Origin of the sequence: Dactylosporangium sp. NPDC005572, from assembly GCF_040605515.1 — a bacterium.
In the GTDB taxonomy this organism is placed as follows: Bacteria; Actinomycetota; Actinomycetes; order Mycobacteriales; family Micromonosporaceae; genus Dactylosporangium.
Map to the genome: position 1 here is coordinate 1 of NZ_JBEXCY010000123.1, position 18,775 is coordinate 18,775.

The following is an 18,775-nucleotide window of genomic DNA, read 5'->3' on the forward strand; positions in this document are numbered from 1 at the left end:
CCGTCGCAGCGACCACGGCTATCCGTCGGCACAGGCGCGATCCGGCTCTCATCGAGTTCCTCCAAATGGTAGGGGTAACTGTCCGCAACACGTCTGACCGGTGGGCCGGGTTGCGGCGCAACCGATCCCGCGAGCCGCACGTGTTACGGGCGCATCTCGGCCAGTGACCGGGATCGACATGGGGAGGGATCGTGCAATTGGCCACGCCATCGCGGCTCGATGAGCCATCGCCGCCGGGCTCCGGGCACATCGACTTCGACGAGTTCTACCAGGCGCACTACCGGTCGATGACCGTGCAGCTGTGCGCGTACACCGGCGACCTCGGGCACGCCCAGGATCTGGTGCAGGAGGCCTTCTGCCGTGCCTTCTCCCGGTGGCAGCGGATCGTCAGGTACGACGATCCGGTCGCCTGGGTCCGCAAGGTCGCGTGGAATCTCGCCAGCAGCCGGTGGCGGCGGGTACGAACCGCCGAACGCTTCCTGCGCGGCCAGCGTGAGGAGCACGTGCCCGGGCCCAGCCCCGATCGGGTCGCCCTGGAGGCGGCGCTGGCGCTGCTGCCGGCCAACCATCGCCGGGCGGTGGTCCTGCACCACCTCGCCGACCTGCCCATCTCCGAGATCGCCCGCCAAGAGGGCGTGGCGGAGGGAACCATCAAGTCCTGGTTGCACCGTGGTCGCACGGCGCTGGCCGCTCACCTGACCGAAGGCAAGGAGGGGAAGGGCCGTGGATAACGAGGACACCTTCCTGGACACCCAGTTCGCCGCGTACCGCAACGAGTTGCTGCCGAACGTCACGCCGGTCGGCCCGGACGCCGTACGCACCACGGTGCGCCGCCGGCGCAGGGTCGCTGTCACGGTCGGCGCGGCGGTCGCTCTCGCGCTCATCGTCGGCCCGGCGGTCGGGTACGGTGCGCTCAACGGGACACCGGGACCGCCCCAGCCGGGCACCTCGACCGAGCCGACGCCCGGCTCGTCTCAGTCGCCCTCGCCGTCCGTCGCCCCGTCGGAGTCCGCCTCGGCCACCGCGCCGGACGGCGGCGTCTCCCGCGCTGACCTGCTCGCCGCCCGCCTCACCCTGCCGCCCTGGTGGGGCGACGCGCCGTGCCGCAGCGAAGGTCAGCTCGCCGGCGCCAAGCCGGCGCAGGAGGGCAACTGGCTGGAGCGCATCGACTATGCGGACGTCGACCGGGACGGTACCGAAGACGCCGTGGCCATGATCGGCTGCAAGTTCAACAACACCGTGGTACAGACGCAGGTCGCGGTCTTCGAACGGAACACCGCCGGCGACATCGTCATCCTGGGCCAGGTGCTGACGAGCCGGCCGCTCGGCTGGATCTTCGACATCGACGCGCAGCCGGACGGCTCGGTCCGGATCGAGGTCGGCGACCGGGAGCCGACCGGCGAACAGGCGGCCTCGGTGGTCCGGCAATGGCGGACGTACGGATGGACCGGCACGAAGTTCCAGCAGACGGACGGCCCGACCAGCTTCCCGCCCAAGTCGACCCTGGCCGACCTGCGGATCACCGCCACCGACATCGTCTACGCCACGCTGGCGGATGACGGGTCGCGCCACGGCACCACCACCGTCACGATCCGCAACGCGGGACCGGCCGACGCGGAGTACGTCTTCGTGTCACTGGAGCTCGGCGACAACGTGCGCCACGAGGGCGACGGCTGGTCGAGCTGCATCGAGGCGAGCACCAACCCCGGCTCGTCGCCGCCCAACCTCAGCTGCGTGCTCGGACCGATGCGGGCCGGCGAGACCAGGACGCTGGTGCTCGGCGTGGCCAGTCGCGGAGCGGTGCTGACCCAGGTTTCGGCCCGGGCCGTCGTCGTGCGCCTCGACAAGCAACGCGACCCGGTGTCCGACGCCAAGCCGTCCGACAACGAGGCCAACTTCGACCAGCGCTGAGCGACATCGGGGTGGCTCAGGTCCGAGCCACCCCGATGTCCGTGGATCGGTCCGGTCACGGGCGGTTCAGCAGGCGGCGGGGGTTGCGCACGGTGATCTGCTCGACGAGGTCGGCATCGCCCCCGGTGAGGCGGGCGATGCTCGGCATGATGCGGCGGAACAGGTGCTGGTAGCCGTTGCCGCCGTTGTGCCGGAGGTTGGCCTGGGTCCACACGTCGGCGCCGATCACGAGTTGGTCGGCGAAGCCCCGCTCGATGAGCCAGGCGACCATTTCCAGGCGCTCCGCGTCGGTGGGGTTCCGCAGGGCCGGGTCGCCGTAGTAGAAGTCCGAGCCGAAGGTGTCGTACCCCAGGACGGCGCCGCGCCTGGCGATCTCGGCGTGGTAGTCGGGGTCGAAGTGCTCGTCGAGGTGGCCGAGGATGACCCGGTCGGGCGGCATCCCCTCGGCGATGAGCGCGTCGAGGATGTCGAGTCCACCGCGGCCGCGGAACGACAGATGGACGTACACCGCGGCCCCGGTCTGTGCGCCGGCGCGGGCGGCGGCCCGCAGCACCCGCCATTCGGCATCGGTGACCGGGTGGCTGGTCCCGATCTCCCCCAGCAGCGCCGGCCTGATGCCGGTGCCGGCGATGCCGTTGGTGAGCTCCTCGACCATGCCCGCCGCCAGTTCGTCGACGCCGGCGCGGCGGATCTGCTCGGGCATGGTCGGCTCGACGTACCAGCCGCCGCCCACGCAGACGTGGACGCCGCTGCGCCGCGCGATGTCCGGCAGGTCCTCGAGGCGGCGCCCCATGCCGGGGAGCGTGAGCTCGACGACGGCGCCGGCGCCGTCCGCTCTGGCCGCCGCGAGCTCGGCGACGGCGACGTCCGGGTCGTGCAGGACGAGGTTCTCGGGCATCGACAGCGCGTTCCACCGCAGGTAGCCCATCAGCTCGGGGCCGATCGCCACTCCTGGCGGCGGCTCCTCGGCCGACGGCTTGGCCCAGATCCGCAGGTCGCTGAGGAGATGCTCGTGCATCGAGGTCGGGCCGAGCTCGTCGGCGGGGATGGGGCCCAGCACGGTGTGGATCGGCATCAGGCGCCCCCGCCCGCGGGGGCGAGCAGGAATCGCGCGATCCGCTCGCCGATCATGACGGCGGGCATCGCGGTGGTCGCCCGCGGGATCGTGGGCATGATCGAGCAGTCGGCGACGTAGCAGCCCGCGACGCCGTGGACCTGGCCGTCGTGGCCGACGACCGCGGTGGCGTCGGAGGCCGGGCCCATCCGGCAGGTGCCGACCGGATGCCAGTAGTTGTCGGGGTTGGCCCGGACGTGCTGCACGAGGGCGGCGCGGTCGCCGATCTCCGGGCCCGGACGCAGCTCCCGCCCGACCAGCTCGCGCATGCCGGGCGCCGCGGCGATGGCCCGCAGCTGCTCGGCGCCCTCCGCCAGGACCTGGGCGTCGTGGCCCTCGGGGTCGCTCAGGAAGCGGTGGTCGATGAGCGGCTTGGCCTCGGGGTCGACGGAGCGGATGCGCACGTGCCCGCGGGAGCGCGGCAGGAGCGCGCCGACGCCGCAGCTCCACCGCTTCTCCGCGCCGCGGTGCGTGGGGCTGTAGGGCAGGAAGTGCATGTCGAAGGCGTCGGGGTCGAAGCTGGAGGCGGCCTTGGCCATCGCCTGCTCGTCGGGGGCCCAGCCGCCGCCGCGCAGCCGTTCCATCGCCGCACTCATCCTCTCCGAGCCGGCCCAGCTCAACAGCAGGAACGGCTGGTCGTGGAGGTTCTCCCCGACGCCCGGCAGGTCCGCGACGACGTCGATGGCCAGTTCCTTGAGCATCCGCGCCTCGCCGATGCCGGAGCGCTGCAGGACCTGCGGCGAGTTGTAGGCGCCGCCGCAGACGACGACGCGTCCGGCGCGGACCACGTGCCGCTCCCCGCGCCACAGCACGGTGACGCCGGTGGCCCGGCCGTCGCTGACGAGGACCCGCTCGACGTGCGCCTCGCCGGCGATCCGCAGGTTGGCCAGGTGCCGCACCGGGTCGAGGTAGGCGAAGGCGGTGTTCCACCGGATGCCGTCGACGATGTTGTTGTCCTCGGGCGCGAACCCGATGGTCTGGTCCAGGTCGTTCAGCGTCTCCAGCTGCGGCAGGCCGATGGCCGTCCCGCCGTCGTACCACGCCCGCTGCCACGGCGTCAGCTCCTCGGCGCGGTACCGCTTGACCCGCATCATCCGGGTGCCCTCGGCGAAGAGCGGCCGCAGCTCGTCGGCGCTCCATCCCGGGTTGCCGGCGGCGGCCCAGTCGTCGTAGTCGCGGCGGTGGCCCCAGGTCTGCGTGGTGCCGTTGAAGTCGGAGCAGCCGCCGATGGCGCGGGCGCGCTCGAAGGCGACCCGCGTCGGCAGGGTGTCGCCGGAGTCGTAGCCCCAGTCGTTGGAGTGGCCGAGCCGGGTCGCGTCGAGGATGTCCGGCGGCCAGGCGGCGGAGCCGAAGGGGCCGAAGTCCGGCCCGGCCTCCAGCACGAGCGTGTCCACCCCGGCCAGGGCGAGCCGGGCCGCGATGACGTTGCCGCTCGTACCGCCGCCGACGACGACGGTGTCGACCTCCGCCGGCAGGTGTTCAGTCACGCTGGTTCCTCCTCAAGCTCGGGGCCGTGAACGACCGCGCCGCCGACGACTGTGCGCAGCACCGGCCGGGACGCGGCCTCCTCCAGCTCCTCCAGGGTCGCGGTGACCGGGTCGATCTCCAACTCGACCCAGTCGGCGAGGTAGCCGGGGGCGAGCCGGCCGCGCTCATGCTCCGCGAAGCAGTAGTGCGCCGCCGACGTGGTGTACATCGCGAGCGCCTCCTCGGCGGTGACGGCCTGCTCGGGCCCGATGGGCCCGCCGCGCCCGCGGACCCGGCGGCTGCGCGCCTGCCACATGCCGAACAGCGGCGCCATCGGGAAGTCGGGCCCGTCGGAGCCGCCCGCGACGGTCACCCCCGCGTCGAGCCAGTCGCGCAGCGGCGCGAGCGGGAGGTCGTCGCCGAACTGGTCGGCGATGCCGGCGCCGACGCGCCACTGCATCGCCGGCTGGCTCGACAGCACGACGCCCAGGCGGGCCGCCCGCGCCATGTCGGCCGGAGACGGCCACAGGTACGAGTGCATGACGGAGAACCGCAGGGGCGCGATCGGCCGGCGCGCGTCGGCCCGCTCGAAGTGGTCCAGGGCGAGGGTGACGGCCGCGTCGCCGACCGCGTGTACCGCGACGGAGTGCCCCTGCTCCGCGCAGTACGTGACGAGTTCGGCGAAGACGTCGGCGGGGCAGGTGAGGTTGCCGTGATAGTCGCCCCGGCCCGGCCACGGCCGGGAGATGAGCGCCGTGCCGAAGCCGCCGGCGCCGTCGAGGTAGATCTTCAGTGGGCCGGTCTTGAACCAGTGGTCGCCGCCCGGCTCGGCGAGCAGCTCCGCCGGTGGCACTCCCGGCCGGGCCAGGGGCATGCCCATCGTGCGCAGGGTCAGCGTGCCCTCGGCGGCGGCCTCGCGGTACACCCGCAGCTCCTCCTCGACCAGGCCCGGCTCGCTGGCGCTGGTGATGCCGAGGCTGTGCAGGTAGGGCTGCGCCTCGGCCAGGGCCGCCCGCAGCTCCCGGTGCCCCAGCTTCGGGACGTGGGCCATCACGAGGTCGGCCGCCGGGCGCTCGATGAGCACGCCGGTCGGCTCGCCGCGCGCGTCGCGCTCGAGGTGGCCGCCGGCGGGGTCCGGGGTGCCGGCGTCGATGCCGCAGCGGCGCAGCGCCGCGGAGTTGGCGATCGCGTCGTGGGTGCGGCGGTCGAGGACGACGGCGGTGTCGCCGGTGACCCGGTCGAGGTCGTACCGATCGGGCAGCCGGCCCTCGGCCAGGTCCTCGGCGTGGAAGTGGGCGCCGACGACGACCCAGTCGAGTCCCTGGTGCTCGGCCAGCCAGGCACCGATGCGCGTGCAGACCTCGGTGATCGACGCCGCCTCGGAGATGACCAGCCGCCGCCGCTCGACCCCGACGGTCAGCGTGTGCAGGTGGGAGTCGAGGAACCCCGGCACGACGACGCCGTGCGCCGCGACCTCCACGGTGCCCGGGGGCGCGGCCGCGCGCAGCTCGGCCGCACCCCCGACGCCGGCGATGCGGCCCCCGGCGACGAGCATGGCCTCGGCGGGCGGCCGGGCCGGAGCCATCGTGTGGATCCGGCCGAGCACGAGTACCGGTGGGGTCCCCGGTTCCGGGTCCCCGCCCAGAGCCGGGGACCCGCTGGAGATCAGCCCGCGAGCCACTTGGTGTACCAGGCCAGCAGGTCGTCGCCCTGCTTGGAGCGGGTCTCGGAGTCCTGGAAGACGATCTGGGTGTGGGCCGGGGAGTTGACGATGTTCGCCTTCGTCGCGTCGTCCATGAAGGTGAACGCCTCGGGGTTACCGGGGCCGTAGCCGGTCGCCTTGGCGAACTGGGCCTGCCGCTTCGGCTCGTTGAACACGTTGGCCAGCGCCTGGATGTTCTTCATGTCGGGCGCGGTGGCCGGGATGGTCATCACGTTCGGCGCGACGATCGCCTGGTTCCAGGAGATGGTGACGTCCAGTCCCTGGTTCTTCAGCGCGAACGCCTGGCCGGACGGGCCCGCCACGACGGCCGCGGTCTTGGAGGTCAGCAGCTGCTGGATCTGTGGGTAGGAGGTGTAGAAGACCATGTTCGGCCGCAGCTCGTTGAGCTTCTTGGTGCACAGGTCGAAGTCGAGCGGGTACAGCTTGTCCGGCGCGACGCCGGAGGCCAGCTCGGCCATCTCGCAGGCGCTGTCGTAGCTGCCCGGGCTGCCCATCCAGCCGCGCTTGCCCGGGAACTTCTTGACGTCGAAGAAGTCGGCCCAGGTCTGCGGACCGCCGCCGGGGAAGGTGGCGGTCAGGTACGCCTGGACGTGCCCGACGTAGAAGGTGCCGAACGCGTAGTCGCGGATGTTGGCCGGCAGGTTGGTGTCGCGCCCCACGCCGGGATCGAGCGGGGCGATGTTGGCCTTGTGCTGGTAGACGGTGTCGAGCCCGACGTGGATCGCGTCGTAGGCGCCCTTGCCGCCGGTGAGCATCGTGTTGGCGACGGCGTCGCTCTCCACCTCGGAGACGACCTTGACGCCGGTCTGCTTGGTGAAGTCGTCGAAGTAGGCGGCGTAGCGCGCCTTGTTGGTGGGGCCGCCGAAGTCGGCCCAGACGATCTTTCCGCTCAGGCCGCCCGGGGACTCGCCGGAGCCGGCCGAGTCTGCGGAGTCCGAGGACGAACATCCGCTCACGGCGAGTGCCAGTGCCACCCCGGCGATGAGCGCCGGGCGGATTCTCAGGAGTACACGCAAGACTTCCTCCACGTGGTGTCGTGTGCCTCGTTCGGCAACCGAGCCGATGTCGCCTCCGTGTGGATACATTCAATCGGAGATTGGATCCTGATTTCAAGATATGCATCCACACAATCGCGTCTCGGTCTCGTTACACGGTTGTGTCCAGCACCGGCAGGCCCGCGACGAAGCGGTCCAGAACGTTGCCGAGCAGCCGCGACACCTCGGTCCGGCCACCGAGGTCGTAGAGGGCGCCGGCGAACGCGATCGACCCGGTCGAGAAGACCGCTCCCCCGCCTTCGCGGGGCACGAGCAGGAGGTCGGCGTGGACCCTGGGGTTGCGGGCCCCGCCGAGCACCCGGCTCGTCATGTTGAAGTTCTCCCGCGCCTCGAGCATGTCGTCGCCGTGCCCGACCGAGGTGGCCAGCACCACGGCGTCCGGCGACGTGCCGAGCAGCGGGGCGGCGGAGTCGATCTCCAGCCCGGCCGCACCGCCCGCGACGCCGTATGCGCCGAAGTGCTCCCCGGTGATGCCCGCGAACACCCAGGCGACCGAGGGGTCCGTGCTCACCCGCCGGTAGCCGGCGGACGAGCCCGGGTTGCCGGCGGCCACGAACCCGACCCCGAAGGTCTTCTGCGGCGCGCGGCCGGTGAACCGCCAGATCCCGCCCTGGCGGCCGGTGAAGCCGAGGTGGTACTCCCCCGGCTCGGCCGACCACGCCTGCGTCCCGCCCCAGCGGCGGATCTCGATCACCTGGTCGTCGGTGGGGTCGTAGGCGGTGACCCAGTACATGCCGTTGCCGCCGGTGTAGACCAGCCGGCCGCCGGCCGCCACGTACCGCTCGTAGGCGTCCAGGATCTCCAGGCTGGGGTACTCCGGGTGGGTCCCGGTCAGCACGGTGCGGTACCGCGCCAGCAGGCCCGCGCCCTCGGCGTGCAGGTCGTGGTCGGTGACGACGTCGACGTCCCGGCCGGTCCGGTCGAGCCAGTCGACGAGCTGCATGTCGCCGGTGAACTGCCACACCGGCGCGTTGTGGTCGTAGACGCGCTCGCGCATGGTCAGCAGCGGCCGGCGCCAGCTGGAGTAGCACACGCCCGAGCCGTCCGCGTGCGTCTCGTAGAGCGAGTACCCCAGCTCTCGACGCGCGTCGCGGAACCGCTCGAAGTCGTCCAGCGTCGGCACCATCTGGCTCCAGATCTGCGTCCGCGGGCTGTCCACGCCGACGTGGTCGTTGCCGTAGGCGAGGTAGCTGTTGGTGGGCAGGACGAGCAGCAGCGGCGCGGTCGCCGTGCCCTCGGGCGGCGCGACGAGGACCGGGACGGTGTCGTGGGCGCCGTCGCTGTCGGTCAGCTCCAGGGCGTAGACGCCGCTGCGCAGGTCCGCGGGGAGCGGCACCGCACCCTGGAACCGCCAGCCGCAGTCGGTCATGTCGTCGCGGTGGAAGTGCACCGCGGCGTACTGCCGGGGCGAGAAGCGGAAGTCGGCGACGTCCCCGGTCCAGCCCGAGGAGCGCACGGCGCGCTGCGGGTGGTTCACGGCGGTGCCGTGCAGCCCTCGCGGGCCGGCGTCGCCCACGAGGGCGGTGCGGGCGATCCCGGTTTCGCCGATCGCCGCCGCCAGGTCCCAATGGGCCAGCAGCGCCGGGTGCCGGGCCAGTTCGTCCCGCGATCCGGCGGCCGTGGCGTCGGCGACCGCGACCGGGCTCTCGATCCGGCCGTCGTACGGGCGAACCGGCGCGCCCCGCGGGTCGGTCCCGGCGCAGGCCCAGTGGAGCGGCCCCGACCCTGGGACCGGCGCGCCCGGCAGGGCCGCCCGCGACGTTGCGGGGGGCTCCGGCCGGCGTACCACGTGATTGGCCTCGAACGTGCCGGCCGGCGCGACGGTCAGCGCCAGCTCGCCCCCGGCCGCACCGCCGATCACCGCGGTCACCTCGTACCAGCAGCCGGCCTGCGGCACGGGGCCGACCACCTCGGCCGGGCCGGCGGCGGTGGCCACGCGCAGCGTGAACCGGCCCCCGGCGTCGAGCCCGACCGCCCAGCCCGAGCCCTCCTCCGGGCGGCCGTGGGCGAGCAGTTCCTGGGCGTCGGCCCCGGGCCGGGTGGGCATCGCCGCGAGCGCCACCACGAGCCCCGCCGCCCCGGCCCCGGGCAGGTCGTCGACCCGCACGTAGGAGCCGGTGACGGTCCGCTGGTCGATCCCGTCGCCGGTGATCGCCGCGACGCCGCCGACCCGCTCCTGGCGCCGCTCGACGCCGGCCGACGGGATCGCCAGCGCCCGCAGGCGGACCAGCTCGGCGCGCCACCCGGCGGCGGTGGTGCTGACCGCCAGGCGCACCGTGTCGCCGGGGCGGTACGAGACGCGGTCGGTGTAGCCCATCACCCCGCGCACCGCGGGTAGCGCGCTCACCAGCTCACGCCGTAGTCGCGCAGCCGGTGGAGCAGGACGGCGTGCTCCGCGTCGTCGCGGGTGGCGTGCCGCCGCTCGTCGCGCAGCCGCGGGGCCGCGCCGCGCACCGGCGCCCGCACGCCGACCGCGAACCCCTCCGGCGTGCTGACGATGAGGTAGCGCGGCTTGTCCGGGTCGGGGTTGCGGCGCACGAAGTCCATGACCTCGACCAGGTCCCGCGAGCAGGGGCCGGACGGGCGCGCCGCCTCCGCCACCAGTTCCGCTGTCACCAGCCGCTTGAGCCGGTTGTCCAGGATCCATGCGTCCTGCGGCGACAGGGCCATCGTTCTCCTCCGCGTCGGTGGGTCAGAACATGCCGAAGTACTCCCGCTGCTCCCAGTCCGAGACGTGCAGCAGGTAGCGCTCGAACTCGGTCCGCTTCACATGGGCGTACCAGGCGACGACGACGTCACCGAGGGCCCCGCGGAAGACCTCGTCGGCCTCCAGCGCCGCGACCGCCTCCCCGAGCGAGCGGGGCAGCCGGGGCGCCGACTCGTCGTACGGGCTGGTCGTGGGCGGGCGCAGCTCCATGCGGCGGGCGATGCCGTCCAGGCCGCTGACCACCTGGGCGGCAATGTACAGGTAGGGGTTGGCGGCGGGCTCGCCGGAACGGTTTTCCAGCCGGGTGGCGGGGTCGCCGGGGCCACCGACGGCGCGCACCATGGCGCCCTTGTTGTCCACGCCCCAGGCGATGCGGTCCGGGGCGAGCGAGTACGGCTGGTAGCGCTTGTAGCCGTTCACGGTCGGCGTCGTGAAGGCCGCCGCGGCGGCGGCGTGGCGCAGGATCCCCTCCAGGTAGGAGCGGCCGGTGACCGAGAGCGGCTCGGTGTCCCCGGCGTCGGGCACGAAGGCCGCGCGGCCGGTGTGCAGGTTGGTGAGCGACTGGTGCAGGTGCCAGCCGGTGGACGCGGTCTCGGCGCCCTGGGGCCGGGACATGAAGGTGGCGTGAAAGCCGTGGCGGCGGGCGATCTGCCGGACGGCGGTGCGGCACACCACCACCGCGTCCGCCGTCGTCGCCGCGTCGGCCGCCTCCATCGTGAGCTCGAGCTGGCTCGGCCCGAACTCCAGCTCGATCGAGCGCAGCGGCAGGTCGAGCGAGGTCAGCCCGGTGTAGATCGCCTGCACCAGCTCGTCGAGGCCGTCGAGCGTCTCCTCGTGCAGCAGCTGGGAGCCCGCCGTGGTCGGCCCGGCGGCGGCCGCGGTGCCCGGGGCGCCGGGCCGGCCGACCCGGGCCGGGGCGAACCCCTCGTCGAGGGCGCGGAAGACGTGGAACTCCAGCTCCGCGCCGACGGTCATCCGGTACCCGCGCTCGGCGAGGGCGCCGAGCTGGCCGCGCAGCAGGCTCCGCGTGCAGAAGGGCACCGCCGCGCCGTCCGGGAACCGCACGTCGCACAGCACCCAGCCGGTGCGGCTCGCCCACGGTACGACCCGGAAGGAGGACGGGTCCGGGACGAGCACGATGTCGCCGGCCCCGGCGAACCCGGCCACGCCGACCCCCGTGTCGGCGGCGAACACCGGGTAGACCGACCGGCCCGAGGTGTCCTTGAGCAGCAGCGAGCTCGGCGCGGTGATGCCCGACCGCATGGCCGCGGCGAGCGCGGCGCGGGTGACGGTCTTGCCGCGGACGATCCCGTGCTGGTCGGCGAAGCCGAAGCGGACCATCTCGATGCCCAGCTCGTCGATCACCCGTCGCATCTGCGCCGCGGCGGCGTACTGCGCCTCGGTCCACAGGTTGTGCCGGTCGATGAAGCCCCCGCGGTCCGCGGCCAGCATCGGGCGGGCGCTCGCCCCGCCGCCGCCCTCGGCGACGTTGCGCTCGTCGACGTTACGCATCGGCCACCTCCGGCTGCGGCCGGTACCACGGCGAGGTGCGGCGGCGCTCCGCCTCGTGCTCCAGCCAGCGCTCCTGCCACCCCTCGCTGGGCGAGACCAGGTCGACCGCCCGGGGACCCACGAACCGGGCCGCCTCCACCTCGTCGAGCGGGTGCGCGGGCAGCGTGCCGCCGGCCTGGAACGCGTCGATCGCGCGCAGGAGCAGGCGGCGGTTGGCGGTCACGGCGCGGTCGGAGGTGCCGAGCCGCTCCATGGTGCGGTCCTGGATGCGGCCCATGCTCTCCACCGCCCACTGGTCGTGGACGTTGATGTCCAGTCCCATGCCGGTGTACGTGAGATCGCGCTGCTCGGCCGGGTCGAAGCCCCAGTTGTTGCCGCGGTTGCGCAGCGGCCGGTAGTCGGGCAGCGAGACGCCCTCGAGCCGCTGGCGCAGCAGCGTCTCCTTGTCGGTCTTCTCGGCGAAGTCGTAGAAGATCATGTACCAGTAGTGGTGCTCGTCGTCGATCGGGACGTGCCACTGGGTGAAGACCTTGCTGTTGCCGAACGGCACCACGAAGGCGTTGGGGAACAGCAGGTTGGTCACCCGCACGTGCCTGACGTCCTCGGTGAGCCGGCGGACCGCGAACACGCGCAGCCCGTGCTCGGCGCTCTCCACCTCGATGTCGGGGCGGTAGTGGTCGCCGACGAGCTTCGACAGCTTCGTGCCGGTCCCCGCCACCTCCTCGCTGAACTGCTGGCCGTAGACCTCGCGCGGGTCCTCGCCGACGAAGCGGTGCAGGAAGGAGACGTGGCTCGGGTCGATGCCGCCCTCCAGGCCCTGCAGCCAGTTGCACTCCCACAGCCCCTTGAAGGCGAAGGTGTACTCCTCCGGCGCGGTGAAGCAGTCGTACGCCGGGAACGGCGGCGGCTCGCCCGCACCCATGTAGGTGAAGATGATGCCGTTGCGCTCCACGCACGGGTAGTTGGCGAGCCGGATCTTGTCCAGGAACTGGCTGTGCGGCGGCTCGGCGGGCTGCTCGACGCAGCGCCCGTCGGCGTTGTAGAGCCAGCCGTGGTACAGGCAGCGCAGCCCGCCGTCCTCCAGCCGGCCGTAGGAGAGGTCGACGCCCCGGTGGGCGCAGAAGCGGCTGATCAGGCCCCATCCGCCGGCGCGCGCGAAGAGCACCAGTTCCTCGCCGAACAGCCGGATCGCCTTGACCGGGCGATCGGCCGGCATCTCCGAGACCAGCGCGGCCGGCTGCCAGTAGGCGCGCATCAGGCCCCCGAGCGGGGTGCCGGGCCCGGTCTGCGTGAGCTTGTCGTTGTCGGCTTGTCGCAGCACTAGTACCTCCGCGGTGGTGAATGAGGTGTCACAGGTCCAGGACCAGCCGATCGCCGGCGGCGCGGGAGACGCACGGCATCATGCAGTCGCCGGCCGCCCGCTCCTGGGGCGTGAGGACGTGGTCGCGATGGTCGACGGCGCCGGAGAGCACGCGCGTCTCGCAGCTGCCGCAGATGCCCTCGTGGCAGTCGCTGAGGATCTCGGCGCCGGCCTCCGTGAGGACGTCCAGCGCGGAGCGGCCGGCCGGGACCCGTACCTCGATGCCGCTGCGCTCGAGCCGGACGGTGAACGCGCCCCGCTCGCCCTGGTCCGCGCCGGCCGGGGCGGCGAAGTGCTCGGTGCGCAGCCGGTCCTCGCGGCCGGCCGCCGCCATCGCCGCCCGGAGCCCGTCCAGCAGCCGCTGCGGGCCGCAGGCGTAGACGAGCCCGCCGGGCGGCAGCCCGTCGACGAGGCCGTCGAGCGGCGGCGCGGACCCCTCGGGCGACGGGTGGACGCGAACCCGGCCGCCGTACGGCGCGAGCTCGCCGAGGAAGGCCATGCGCTGCCGCGCCCGGCCGAAGTAGTGCAGCCGCCAGGCGACGCCACGGGCCCGCGCCTGGGCCAGCATCGGCAGCAGCGGGGTGATGCCGATGCCGCCGGCGACGAAGAGGTACTCCGGCGCCGGTTCGAGCGCGAAGTGGTTGCGCGGGCCGCCGAGCCGGACCCGGTCGCCCGGGCGCAGCCGGTCGTGGACCCACGCCGAGCCGCCGCGCCCGGCCTGCTCGCGCAGGACCGCGATCCGCAGGACCGTCGCACCGGGGTCGCCGCACAGCGAGTACTGCCGGGTCGTGCCGTCGCCGACCACCAGGTCGACGTGGGCCCCGGGGGTCCACGCCGGGACCGCGCGGCCGTCCTCGGGGGCCAGCTCGACCGACATGACGTCATCGGCCTCCAGCCGGAGCGCCCGGACGACGAAAGGCAGTTGCGCGGCCACGGTCCTCCTCTCGGTTGTATCCAATCTTAGCAACTTCGTATCCGTAAGGGAAGCAAACACACCCATGCTCGCCCGAAGTGGGTCCATGATTCTGGGTTCTGATACGCTTGTGTATCTACGCGGGCGTGTTCAGCGCTCCGGGTGCAGGTGACACTCCCGACGCACTCGATCAGCCGCGGCACCACCCGACCCGCATGATCGACACGAGGAGAGTGGCCGCTTGACAGCCGAGTCCGAAGCGTTGGCGGCGGCGCGCAAGACGGGCGCGGCCCTCGTCGACGATCTCGCCGAGCGGATTCGCAACCGCATCATGACCGGCGAGATCCCCATCGGAGCTCAGCTGCGCCAGGCGGAGCTGGCCAACGACTTCGGCGTCTCCCGGACGCCGGTGCGCGAGGCGCTCCGCCAGCTGCAGACCAGCGGCCTGATCGAGGTGCTGCCCAACCGGGGTGCCGTGGTCAGCGTGCCGGCGCCGTGGGACGTCCGCGAGGCGTACGAGGTCCGGGCGGAGCTCGAGGCCCTGGCCGCCGCCCGCGCGGTGCGGCGCATCACCCGCGACGAGGTCGAGCGGCTGCGCGCGGCGAACCAGGAGATGTACGACTACTCGTCGGCCCGCAGCAACGGCGCCGCGCCCGACGAGCCCGACCACCGCCGCAACAACGACCTCTTCCACACGCTGATCGCGAGCATCGCCGGCAACGCGCGGCTGGCCAAGGCGATCAACGACATCAACGAGACCTTCCCCCGCAACGTGTCGGCGCAGCTGGTCGTCAGCGACAGCCGCCATCGCGACGAGAACTTCCGCGAGCACGAGCGGATCCTGCAGGCGCTCGCCGACGGCGACGCCGAGCGAGCCGCCGAGGAGATGCGCCAGCACGTCATCAAGGCCGGCGAGCAGCTGGCCCGGTGGTACGAGCTGCGCTCGTCGACCGTCTTCCGCGGATAGCTTTGGATACAATCTAGACAGCTTCGCATCCAGCACGATAGTCTCGGTATCCATGACGGTCACGAACGTCCCCACCAAGGTCACCGGACTCGAGGAGAAGCCCCTCGCACCGCCGAGCGCACAGCCCCTGAGCGGCGAGATCCTGGTGCGCAGCCGGGTCGACTTCACCAACGAGGCGCGCACCGTCATCTCCGGCGTGTGGGAGAGCGAGCCGGGCACGTCACGGTGGGAGTTCCTCACCCGCGGCGAGATCATCCACGTGGTCACTGGGCGGATGACCGTCCAGCGCGACGGCGAGGAGCCCGCGGAGGTGACCGCGGGCACCACGGCGTACTTCCCGATCGGCTGGTGCGGCACGTGGACGATCCACGAGACGCTGCGCAAGGTCTACGTGGTCTTCAAGTCATGACGCCGCCGCGCCTCGCACCGCCCGCCGTCGTGGGCAACGCCGTGCTCATCGTGATCGACATCCAGGGCGGCCCGGTGCCCGACGAGGAGTCGCGCTCCGAGATCGCCCAGATGGGCGGCCGCCGGGAGCGCGCGGACCGGGTCGAGCGGCTCATCGACGCCTGCCGCGAGCACGGCGTGCCCGTCGTGTTCATCCAGGAGGTCCACAAGCCGGGCCTGGTCGACATCGGCCGCGAGCTCGACGGTGCCGAGGGGCCGCACTGCGTGGAGGGCTGGCCCGAGACCGAGCTGGCGCCGTGGGTGCGGCCGCGCCCGGAGGAGTTCCTCATCCGCAAGCGGCGCTACTCGGCGTTCTTCGGCACCGAGCTGGAGATCGTGCTCAAGGCGTACAAGGCCGGGACGGTCCTGCTCATCGGCGGGCTGACCGACGTCTGCGTCCACTACACGGCCGTCGACGCCCACCAGCACGACTACCGCGTCCGGGTGCTGACCGACTGTGTCGGCGGCTCCTCGCGCGAGGCCCACGACGCCGCGCTGCGGGCCGTCGAGTACCTGCAGCGCGACGCCCTGGTCACCAGCGACCAGGTCTTCGCCTGGCTCGCCGCGGGCAAGCCCGCAGCCGGCTGAACCAACCGGCTGAGCCGCCGGCTCACCGGCCGAACATGGCCCGGCGGGGATTCTCCGTGGTCATCATCGCCAGTACCTCCGGCTCGATGCCGGCCGCGACCGCGTGCTCGGCGAACTCCTCGAACAGGAAGCACATCCCCGGCCCGCCGAGCTCGGCCTGGTGCGAGCGCTGGCTGACGTCCTGTGCGAGCAGGATCTTCCCGGCGAAGCCGCGGTCGACGAGGTACTTCAGGTACTCGACCCGCCGCCGCAGCTCCGGGACGACCAGCGTGCCGCCCACCTTGCAGGCCATCATGCAGTCGTACTGCACGTAGACCCCGCGGTTGAGCAGGTCGACCGAGTACTGCACGTGCTTGACCGTGTCCGCGTGCCCGATCACGATCCGCTCCGGGTCGACGCCCTCCGCGGTGAGGATGTCGATCTGCGCCTCGCCGGTGGGGAACGTGGGCGCGTGGGTGCTCACCAGCACCCCGGTCTCCGCCGCCGCCCGGCCGGTCGCCCGGAACGAGCGCTCCTCGTTGGCGGTGATCTTCGGCTTGTCCGAGGCGATCTCGCCGAGGAAGCCGGCCCGCACGCCCGTGCCGGGGATCTCATCGACCAGGTCCGCGATGAGGTAGTCGGCGATCTGGTTGGTGCTGTTGCGCTCCCACCAGCCCTGGTTGAAGTACGCCTCGAAGTAGTGCCCCGTGCCCAGCACGACGTTGACGCCGGTCAGCTCGGCCATCGCCTTGGTGGCCAGGACGTTGGCGACCGAGCGCGAGCCGGTGCGCGGGTTCTGCACCTGGTGCGCCGGGTCCCGGTCGTAGTAGACGGGCGCCGCGTAGTCGCTGAGCTCTCCGTTGGTGACGTCCCACAGCGTCTTCCCGCCGCGCTCGGCGAAGCGCCGGATGTCGCGCTCGCGCTCGTCCCACACCGTCATGTAGCCGTCACGCGGCTCGGTGGGGGTCATGTTGATGAAGACGTGCTCGTGGGTGAGGGTCAGCCCGAAGTCCTCGGGACCGAGCGGACCGGTGACCGACCACACCTGATCCATGCGTGCTCCTCCTGGGGGTTCTACCAGCAGCGGGAACTACCGCGCGGTCTAGTGGCAGCAGGCGTCGCCGTGACCGGCGGCGTGGCCGCGCGGTGCCGGCAGGTCCAGCGAGGGGTTGCGGTCGAAGAAGCCGTCCGGCTCCAGCCGCATGCCGATCCGGTGCACCGACATGATCGGCCACTCCTCGGGGCGGGGGTCGTGGTGCACGCCGACGACCGGCCACAGCACGAGCTCGGCCCCGTCGAGCGAGCGGTCGGCCCGCTGCCAGGCGGTGACGCCGTCCTCGCCCAGCGGCGCCTGGTTGGGGTACTCCCCGGCGATGAACCGCTCGGCCGGGTCGTACGGCGTGGCCCACAGCTGCCGGGACACGAACGGCGCCTTCCGCGCGGCGATGCTGCCGGGCCGCACGAGCAGTCGGGCGGTGTTCGGCAGGGTGAGCCGGTAGCCGGTACGGTCGCCGAAGCGGTTGGTCCGGGCGTCGCTCTCGACCAGCCAGTGCACCGCCCGCGCCGGGTCGGTGGACCGGGCCGCCCAGGACTCGGCGGTGATGGCGGTGCGCACCATCCGGCAGGCGTTGCCGTAGGGGTTGAGCTCCTCGTCCTCCTCGACCTCGGCGTGGATCTCGTAGAGCCGGTTGACCGGGCCGTCGACGCCCATGTCGAGCCGCAGGCCGAAGTAGTGCTGATGGTTGGGGGCCTGCACGTTGGGGGCGACCATCCGGCCGAAGCGCGGCTCCTGCCCGTCGGCGATACCGGAGACTGACAGGATGCCGGTCAGCTTGATCTCCAGGTCGATCATGCCGTCCTGGTAGAAGGACCAGTAGAAGCCGTAGTCGTAGTTGGCGACGGTGGCGAAGCTGGAGATCACCAGACGGCGGCTGCGGCGCACGTCGGCCTCGCCGGTGCGGGTGTTGACGTGCTTCCACAGCACGGAGAAGTCCTCTTCGTGCAGGCAGATCGCGTTGCCGATGGTGCGCGGCTCGCCGTGGCCGTTGACCACGGCGGCGTCGAAGTACCGGATCTCGCCGAGGCAGTCGCAGCCCAGCTCCAGCGAGGCGGTGAGCGGGCCGGCGCCGTACTCGCCCCAGTCGAAGAAGTTCTTGCGGTACGCCGTCGGGTCGCTGTCCAGGTAGGGGACGTACATCTCGTTGACCGCGGCGCGGCGCAGGACCGGCCGCGGCTCGTCGCCGTCGTGGTAGACGACGTCGTGCAGGACCAGGCCCTCGCGGTGGGTGAAGCCGACCCGGAACGACCAGTTCTGCCAGGTGACGAGGTGGCCGTCGATGGTGAAACCCGGCCCCTCGGGCTGCACGATCTCCAGCGGCGCGACGTAACGGTCCGGCCCCCAGCTGCCGGAGCGGTAGTTGCCCGCCTCCTTGGCCACCGGGATGACGCCGTGGTCCTCGATCCGCAGCACCTGGAGGGTCTCCAGGTCGACGATCGGGACCAGCCCGGCCACCGGGCGGGCGTAGCCGTTGTCGTCCGCGCTCTCCCGATGCCAGACGGTGCCCCAGGACAGCCGGCGGCCGTCGAGGTCGGCGGGCTCGAAGCCGGTGATCGACTCGGGGTCGACCCAGACCAGCGAGGCGTCGGTGATGCCGCGCTCGGCGAGCGCCGCCCGGAACGCGGGGTCGTCCCGGCACGCCTGGGCGACCATCCGCGCCTCCTCGCTGGAGACGCCGGGGCGACGGGGGTCGACGGGGGTCCACGATTCGATCGACGCCGGCCGGTCGGTGCCCGGCGCCCAGGCGCCGACCTCCCAGGCGGCGTGGGCGTCGGGGTTCATCACCACGAGGCGGACCGGCCGGCCCTGACCCGGCGCGAGCGTGCGGGCCCGGTCCTCCTCGACCGCGATCCCCCAGAAGCGCGGCCGGGCACCGATCCGGGAGTCGGCGCGGACCAGGGCGACCACCTCCGCGATCTCGGGCTCGGTGAGCGGGGCGGTCCAGTGCGCTGTGGTTGTCATGGGAACTCTCCTC

16 protein-coding genes are annotated in these 18,775 nt (G+C 72.7%); 5 read left to right on the forward strand and 11 right to left on the reverse strand.

The window, feature by feature from the left end; translation table 11 throughout:
- The first annotated feature begins 197 nt into the window (after positions 1–197).
- Positions 198–731: a SigE family RNA polymerase sigma factor gene (locus ABZS66_RS39880; protein WP_354767204.1), complete on the forward strand. Its 534-nt coding sequence runs from the start codon at positions 198–200 to the stop codon at positions 729–731.
- A complete protein-coding gene (locus ABZS66_RS39885; protein ID WP_354767152.1) occupies positions 724–1,911 on the forward strand; it encodes a hypothetical protein in 1,188 nt (395 codons plus the stop codon). Before ABZS66_RS39880 ends, ABZS66_RS39885 begins: the two co-directional genes overlap by 8 nt.
- A 55-nt stretch (positions 1,912–1,966) precedes the next feature.
- On the opposite strand, the gene ABZS66_RS39890 is transcribed toward ABZS66_RS39885, so the two are convergent.
- The 9 genes from ABZS66_RS39890 to ABZS66_RS39930 all read right to left on the reverse strand — a co-directional run bounded on the left by ABZS66_RS39890 (position 1,967) and on the right by ABZS66_RS39930 (position 13,783).
- Complete coding sequence (locus ABZS66_RS39890) at positions 1,967–2,986, reverse strand: hypothetical protein (RefSeq protein WP_354767154.1); 1,020 nt, start codon at positions 2,984–2,986, stop codon at positions 1,967–1,969.
- Positions 2,986–4,512 carry a GMC family oxidoreductase N-terminal domain-containing protein gene (locus ABZS66_RS39895; RefSeq protein WP_354767156.1) on the reverse strand — a complete coding sequence of 509 codons (1,527 nt, stop codon included), beginning with the start codon at positions 4,510–4,512 and terminating at the stop codon, positions 2,986–2,988. Before ABZS66_RS39895 ends, ABZS66_RS39890 begins: the two co-directional genes overlap by 1 nt.
- Positions 4,509–6,077 (reverse strand): amidohydrolase, encoded by a 1,569-nt coding sequence (locus ABZS66_RS39900; protein WP_354767158.1) that lies wholly within the window; start codon positions 6,075–6,077, stop codon positions 4,509–4,511. Before ABZS66_RS39900 ends, ABZS66_RS39895 begins: the two co-directional genes overlap by 4 nt.
- Before the next feature lie 80 nt (positions 6,078–6,157).
- Positions 6,158–7,231, reverse strand: a complete 1,074-nt coding sequence (locus tag ABZS66_RS39905) for an extracellular solute-binding protein (protein ID WP_354767160.1) — start codon at positions 7,229–7,231, stop codon at positions 6,158–6,160.
- A gap of 130 nt (positions 7,232–7,361) precedes the next feature.
- On the reverse strand, positions 7,362–9,617 hold the full coding sequence (locus tag ABZS66_RS39910) for a N,N-dimethylformamidase beta subunit family domain-containing protein (RefSeq protein ID WP_354767162.1): 2,256 nt from the start codon (positions 9,615–9,617) through the stop codon (positions 7,362–7,364).
- On the reverse strand, positions 9,614–9,940 hold the full coding sequence (locus tag ABZS66_RS39915) for a hypothetical protein (RefSeq protein WP_354767164.1): 327 nt from the start codon (positions 9,938–9,940) through the stop codon (positions 9,614–9,616). Before ABZS66_RS39915 ends, ABZS66_RS39910 begins: the two co-directional genes overlap by 4 nt.
- Before the next feature lie 22 nt (positions 9,941–9,962).
- Positions 9,963–11,489: a glutamine synthetase family protein gene (locus ABZS66_RS39920; protein ID WP_354767166.1), complete on the reverse strand. Its 1,527-nt coding sequence runs from the start codon at positions 11,487–11,489 to the stop codon at positions 9,963–9,965.
- Complete coding sequence (locus ABZS66_RS39925) at positions 11,482–12,810, reverse strand: Rieske 2Fe-2S domain-containing protein (RefSeq protein ID WP_354767168.1); 1,329 nt, start codon at positions 12,808–12,810, stop codon at positions 11,482–11,484. The genes ABZS66_RS39920 and ABZS66_RS39925 overlap by 8 nt, the downstream gene beginning before the upstream one ends.
- A 28-nt stretch (positions 12,811–12,838) precedes the next feature.
- On the reverse strand, positions 12,839–13,783 hold the full coding sequence (locus tag ABZS66_RS39930; RefSeq protein ID WP_354767170.1) for a PDR/VanB family oxidoreductase: 945 nt from the start codon (positions 13,781–13,783) through the stop codon (positions 12,839–12,841).
- Between the two features lie 220 nt (positions 13,784–14,003).
- Between ABZS66_RS39930 and ABZS66_RS39935 the strand changes: the two genes are divergently transcribed.
- The 3 genes from ABZS66_RS39935 to ABZS66_RS39945 are packed head-to-tail and all read left to right on the forward strand — an operon-like array spanning position 14,004 to position 15,764.
- On the forward strand, positions 14,004–14,729 hold the full coding sequence (locus ABZS66_RS39935) for a GntR family transcriptional regulator (protein ID WP_354767172.1): 726 nt from the start codon (positions 14,004–14,006) through the stop codon (positions 14,727–14,729).
- Positions 14,730–14,781: 52 nt separating this feature from the next.
- A complete protein-coding gene (locus tag ABZS66_RS39940) occupies positions 14,782–15,138 on the forward strand; it encodes a cupin domain-containing protein (protein ID WP_354767174.1) in 357 nt (118 codons plus the stop codon).
- Complete coding sequence (locus ABZS66_RS39945) at positions 15,135–15,764, forward strand: cysteine hydrolase (RefSeq protein ID WP_354767176.1); 630 nt, start codon at positions 15,135–15,137, stop codon at positions 15,762–15,764. Before ABZS66_RS39940 ends, ABZS66_RS39945 begins: the two co-directional genes overlap by 4 nt.
- A gap of 22 nt (positions 15,765–15,786) precedes the next feature.
- Here ABZS66_RS39945 and ABZS66_RS39950 read toward each other — a convergent pair whose 3' ends face one another.
- Positions 15,787–16,797 (reverse strand): hypothetical protein, encoded by a 1,011-nt coding sequence (locus ABZS66_RS39950; protein ID WP_354767178.1) that lies wholly within the window; start codon positions 16,795–16,797, stop codon positions 15,787–15,789.
- A 48-nt stretch (positions 16,798–16,845) separates the two neighbouring features.
- Positions 16,846–18,762: a primary-amine oxidase gene (locus tag ABZS66_RS39955; RefSeq protein ID WP_354767180.1), complete on the reverse strand. Its 1,917-nt coding sequence runs from the start codon at positions 18,760–18,762 to the stop codon at positions 16,846–16,848.
- Positions 18,763–18,775 lie beyond the last annotated feature (13 nt).

Coding starts and splice junctions, on each gene's coding strand:
- ABZS66_RS39890 (WP_354767154.1), bottom strand. CDS start 2,986: ATGCCGATCCACACCGTGCTGGGCCCCATCCCCGCCGACGAGCTCGGC.
- ABZS66_RS39900 (WP_354767158.1), bottom strand. CDS start 6,077: ATGGCTCCGGCCCGGCCGCCCGCCGAGGCCATGCTCGTCGCCGGGGGC.
- ABZS66_RS39915 (WP_354767164.1), bottom strand. CDS start 9,940: ATGGCCCTGTCGCCGCAGGACGCATGGATCCTGGACAACCGGCTCAAG.
- ABZS66_RS39920 (WP_354767166.1), bottom strand. CDS start 11,489: ATGCGTAACGTCGACGAGCGCAACGTCGCCGAGGGCGGCGGCGGGGCG.
- ABZS66_RS39940 (WP_354767174.1), top strand. CDS start 14,782: ATGACGGTCACGAACGTCCCCACCAAGGTCACCGGACTCGAGGAGAAG.
- ABZS66_RS39945 (WP_354767176.1), top strand. CDS start 15,135: ATGACGCCGCCGCGCCTCGCACCGCCCGCCGTCGTGGGCAACGCCGTG.
- ABZS66_RS39950 (WP_354767178.1), bottom strand. CDS start 16,797: ATGGATCAGGTGTGGTCGGTCACCGGTCCGCTCGGTCCCGAGGACTTC.
- ABZS66_RS39955 (WP_354767180.1), bottom strand. CDS start 18,762: ATGACAACCACAGCGCACTGGACCGCCCCGCTCACCGAGCCCGAGATC.